General features: G+C 36.4%; 4 protein-coding genes and 1 pseudogene. 2 read left to right on the top strand and 3 right to left on the bottom strand.

Annotated elements, in window-relative coordinates:
- Positions 1-782 precede the first annotated feature (782 nt).
- Positions 783-1,031, top strand: a complete 249-nt coding sequence (locus HMPREF1154_RS11970) for a Txe/YoeB family addiction module toxin (protein ID WP_232212002.1) — start codon at positions 783-785, stop codon at positions 1,029-1,031.
- A 78-nt stretch (positions 1,032-1,109) separates the two neighbouring features.
- Here HMPREF1154_RS11970 and HMPREF1154_RS13580 read toward each other — a convergent pair whose 3' ends face one another.
- The 3 genes from HMPREF1154_RS13580 to HMPREF1154_RS11950 form a co-directional block, all read right to left on the bottom strand.
- Positions 1,110-2,198, bottom strand: coding sequence for a DUF6884 domain-containing protein (locus tag HMPREF1154_RS13580; RefSeq protein ID WP_009642868.1), 1,089 nt, complete (start codon positions 2,196-2,198; stop codon positions 1,110-1,112).
- 128 nt (positions 2,199-2,326) lie between these two features.
- Complete coding sequence (locus tag HMPREF1154_RS11955; RefSeq protein ID WP_009642872.1) at positions 2,327-3,052, bottom strand: hypothetical protein; 726 nt, start codon at positions 3,050-3,052, stop codon at positions 2,327-2,329.
- Between the two features lie 127 nt (positions 3,053-3,179).
- Positions 3,180-3,941 (bottom strand): hypothetical protein, encoded by a 762-nt coding sequence (locus HMPREF1154_RS11950; RefSeq protein WP_009642870.1) that lies wholly within the window; start codon positions 3,939-3,941, stop codon positions 3,180-3,182.
- 277 nt (positions 3,942-4,218) lie between these two features.
- Between HMPREF1154_RS11950 and HMPREF1154_RS11945 the strand changes: the two are divergent.
- Positions 4,219-4,816, top strand: a pseudogene (locus HMPREF1154_RS11945) (hypothetical protein); the annotation flags it as partial.

The raw sequence follows: 4,816 nt of genomic DNA, 5'->3' as shown, positions 1-4,816 counted from the left end.
GCAAAGGTACAACCTTTTTTTCAATTGACCAAATCTTTTTTCAAAAATTTTTTCTCGGTCTCATTTTTTTTCACTCGCCATTTTTGCGGGTGCAAAGGTACAACCTTTTTTTCAATTGACCAAATCTTTTTCAAAAAAAATTTTTAGTCTCTTTCGCTGCGCTCGCTCGTTTTGAAAGCGAGTGCAAAAGTACAACCTTTTTTCGAAACTACCAAATCTTTTTTCAAAAATATTTTTTGGTCTATTTTCATGAACTTGCTCCCTTTTCGAAAGCGGGTGCAAAAGTACAACTTCTTTTTAAACTGACAAAATATTTCAACAAAAATTTTTGAATTATTTTTTAAGTGGTTGATTGTCAGTATTCCTCTAATCCCCGAAGGGGGAACTAAATGGGAGGAAATTGGCAGAAAAACAGCCCTTTGGCTAATTAACGTGAGTTCGATATAACGAAAGCTCCCTCGGATTTTCTCGGATTTCTCGGATTTTTTCCCTATTTGTACGATTATGTTGTTGCGATTGGCACGGATTTTTATAAGGCTTCGCCTTATTCATTTGAAAAAAACACAGAGTTATGGTTAGGTTACACAATTAACCTCTCCGTGGAAATTTGTAAGAGGAATGCTAACTTGTTTATATCAAACTCTTGCTTTTTGACTCATTGGCACTATTTAGTTCATTGTTAAGTCTCATTGCCTTTTCAGTAATATAAGGTTAAGATACTTACCCATGAGACTCATCAGGAAAAAGATGATACCCTAATGACAAAAGAAGAATTCTTCTCTATGATTGATCAGGCCCGTAAAGCACCTACTAAAAAATGTCCAAAGAAGAGAGAAAAAATTCTTGGGTGTATGAACATAGAGCAGCACCCCTCTTGGGGTACTGGCAAACCTGAAGCTCTTAAAGGATATGGCGAACGTAATGTATATTCAAGGAGAATAGACCCTAAGCACCGACTTGTTTATGAAGTGTTTGAGGAAGAAGGACTTGTCAAAATATTGTCTGCTTATGGACATTATGATGATAAATAACCTATTGACAAATTAAAAACCCCGTCTTCTTAGGGAAAAAAGACGAGGTTGTATTATGGGAATTGGGTGTTATACTTTCTATGACAGAACAATTTGTTTTAATTTGTCAAACTCTTCTGGGGTTAATGGATCTCCATCAAGGTGTTGAGATTGCCAAAGTCCACTTTGTCTAACTTTAGGGTCAGGAGAAAAATTACCTAACCAATCTTGAGAAGGTTTTATAAAACCATTCTTAGCTGCCTTAGAAAGGGTGGCTATTATTTTCTTTTCCAGACGAAGTCTCTCTTCCTTTGTTTCTACTTCAAAAACCACAAAAGATATTTTATTTCTGATGTGGGCAACTGCTTGTTGAGTTATTTGTTGCTCATGTGCAGGGTTTAGCTGTGCTTGTACCTTATTTTTATTCTCTGGTGTAGTGGTATCCACTTCCCATACATCAAGATAAGGGTCTTTGTTCTTCGCCAGTATTGCACTTCCTACTCTTTTAAGGAAGATACTACGATCCTTATTTTCATTTACATAATGTTCTTTTAGTCGTTTGTAGAGGTTGCCATCCCCATCATGAGTACCTACCCTTACTATACGGTCAAGACCTTGGAAAGTCTCTCCCTCTTCGAACATAATATAAATTCCATTGGTAGGAATATGGCTTTCTTGTCCTTCAAAAGGATAAGTATAACGAGTTAGCTTCTCATTATGGAATAATTTGTGTAAATCTAATATCATTTTTGTTTCGTTTTGGTTCTTTTCTATTGACTCTTTCAAGGATTTGAGTCGTTCTCCTGATCTAAGGCCTTTTAGAGGAAGTGCCATATTCTTCAAATCTTCCTTAAGAGGTTCCACATAATCTTCACCTGCTAAGATGATAAATTTATCTTTCTGCAAATCTGCCACTTTGCTTAATTGCGCTTTCACAACTTCTCCCCATTGCATTCTTTCTGCCTTAGGCTTATCCCCTAAAAATACGTTATAGGTTTCTATTTCCTCATCAAGAGGAAGTAGATGATACTTTCCCGAAAGAATATAGATGTTTTCAGGAGTTGTAAGCTGTTTTGCATAGGTTAGGCTTTTTTCAAACAAGTCACTTATGTATAACTCTGCTGCCTTTACCTTTTCTGGCTCTTCTTTTTTTTCTTTAGCACACGATATAAGTACAATAGTCTTCATATTATAGAAATTAATTTTTAATCCTAATAAAAATACAAGTTTTTATTTATTCCCGCAAGTTTTTTCATAATTTATTTCCCACTATCAAGATATGCAGGCATAATGATACACACCAGCATCGTGATTATTTACCTCTCTACCAATTCCTTTAAAAATGCATCAAAGTTGATTGTGAGGAACATTTGATACTTTTCATTGGAAATGAAGCGGTTCTCTGAGAGTATAACCCAGTTCCCCTTAGGAAGGCCTGTCCTTTGGGATAGAATTTCTTGCAGTTCAGCTATAGACTTTATAATAATACATGGGTAAGTTACTAATGTTGGGATAATGATAAAGATGTCATTGAGACTTACCCCAAGTGTATCTATATACTTTTGGAAATAGTTAGGATTCTCCTCTGCTATAAGCTGGCGTACCCATGCTTCATTTCTTAGCTCTATCACTGCAATCACACCTCTTTGGAATCCCTCTTCGGTGGGTGTGGCTTCTTTCTCGGTGATTACAATATCAGGAGTAAGTTGACCTATGCGCTTTCTCACTAAAATTTTCCAATCTTTCTCTCTAAGACCTGAAATATTGTCCAGTATCCCTGAAATATAAAAAACGATTTCGCTAGCTAGCGGCTCACTCAGTATGGCAGAATCAAAAGAGAAATCATTAGCCTCTAAATAACTTTCAGCCATTTGCTCCATTTGATATAACTCATCGATATACGAGAAGACTCTTTCGCTTACTGAAATATTATCATTAAAATCTTTAGCTATGATACCCCCCTCTTTATATATTTCTTTATAAAATCCATTTTTAAAAACAAGATCTGCTGTTTCTAAATGAGTTCTTTTTAGTATAGCCATAAATATTTTTTTTAAGTTCTATTATATATTAGACATTTTCAGTCTATTGTTACTCTAAATAATGTTTTTAACTATTTATTTAACACCTAACTCTATTGGTGTATGGTTTGATAGACTCTTGTCTTATTTACTTTTCCAACAGTTTTTGGAGGAATTTCTCAAAGTGGGTAGTGAGACCTGACTCTCGAAGAAACTTATTCTCAGAGAGTATCACTAAGTTTTCTGCAGGGATTCCTGTATTTTGAGAAAAACATTCTTGTAGTTCTGTGATGGTTTTTATAGAGTCTTGAGGGCTTACAGAAAGAGTCGGCAGTATCACAAAAATATCACTAAGGCTCACTCCGAGTGTTGTTACATATTTTTGGAAGTAAGCCCTACTCTCTACCGAGCATATATCCGTTTTTTCTATCTGCCAGCCCCAACAACTTTCTCCTTTTTCTACTATGAAGGCTCGTATCCACTCTTGAGGTATCAGTTCTATTACTGCTTTTATCTTTTCTGGGGATGGCTTCTGCGTTTTGGGGGTTTTCCGCTCAGCAATTATAACATCGGGGGTCAGTTCACCTAATTCTCGTCTTAGTAGTACCTCCCAATTTTTCTTGTAATGGTGTGTGATATGGAAGCATATCCTTGAGAAATAGTTACTAATTTCAGTAGCAAGAGAAACATTCATCGCAGCATATTCAAGCGAAGGAGCCTTCTTAGCAAGTTCTTCCATTGTTATATCTGAAGAAGAGTATAGCAAAGCTATATCCTCAAGGATTTTCTTTGTTATGCGATTTTCCTTGCTATCCTCAATGACACTCTCTGCCTTCCTATCTATATTCTCGTAAAATGTCTTTTTATCTGAATTATATCCAGCCATCAGTTTTCTTTTGAAAATTATCATATTACTCTTGTTTTATAACCTTATTATACAAATTCTTTCTTAGTAGTATATTATTCACTTTGCAAAGGTACGATTTTTCAGCCAAACAAAAAAGTCCAATATTGTCCAATATTATTTCTATTTTTTTATAACTTTGCAGTAAGTACTCAGATGCCCCACAAATATTTAGAATAATTGTTAAATATAAATAATTAACACACAAATTTCTATTTAAGGAGTAACGATTTGCCTTTTTATTATGATATATATGTAGAACTAATATTTATTAGTAGGAACTATGCAAAACGATTATAACACTCACATTATCAGACTACAAAATGAGGTAAACCGCGTCTTTAGGAAGGTGGTTACCTCCGTGGCAGATTTTGAACAATTGGCCGAGCAGGTGCCCATCTCTCTACAGACCTTGCGCCGCTTCTACGGGAAGATAGACAAGGACAAACAACTAAGTGCTACCAGCCTGAACCGGATTTGCGCTTATATAGGAGTGCCTGATTGGGAGAGTTTCTGTAAGGGAGCTGTTGTACAAAACCTTGACTCCCATCGTATTATCAACGCTTTCTACGATACAGTGGCTTTTTCCAACGCCAGCTTCTTCGATGCGCGGCTCAGAGATACCCATGAGGCCTATGCCGAGATTATCCTCCAAGATATCCCCTACGCCTATACCTTCCTTGAGCGCTATCGCTCTTATCCCAAGATTACCCAATCGCTATACCCTTGGTTTCCCTACTACGACCGTATGGCGCAAAGCGATTATATCCACTTGATAGAGACTTACTTGAAAACCCAACCTTTGGATCACCTTATGGTATGCCAAAATTCTTTTTTGGCTTATGGTGCTTTTTGTTGTTTCGGAATGGGGGGGGGGGGGG

It is taken from the genome of Capnocytophaga sp. CM59 (assembly GCF_000293175.1).
Taxonomy (GTDB): domain Bacteria; phylum Bacteroidota; class Bacteroidia; order Flavobacteriales; family Flavobacteriaceae; genus Capnocytophaga; species Capnocytophaga granulosa.
This window is presented reverse-complemented; position numbering and strand designations above follow the sequence as displayed.

Excerpts from the sequence above, each read along its gene's own strand:
- HMPREF1154_RS11955 (WP_009642872.1), bottom strand. The coding sequence starts at position 3,052 with ATGGCTATACTAAAAAGAACTCATTTAGAAACAGCAGATCTTGTTTTT.
- HMPREF1154_RS13580 (WP_009642868.1), bottom strand. The coding sequence starts at position 2,198 with ATGAAGACTATTGTACTTATATCGTGTGCTAAAGAAAAAAAAGAAGAG.
- HMPREF1154_RS11950 (WP_009642870.1), bottom strand. The coding sequence starts at position 3,941 with ATGATAATTTTCAAAAGAAAACTGATGGCTGGATATAATTCAGATAAA.
- HMPREF1154_RS11970 (WP_232212002.1), top strand. The coding sequence starts at position 783 with ATGATTGATCAGGCCCGTAAAGCACCTACTAAAAAATGTCCAAAGAAG.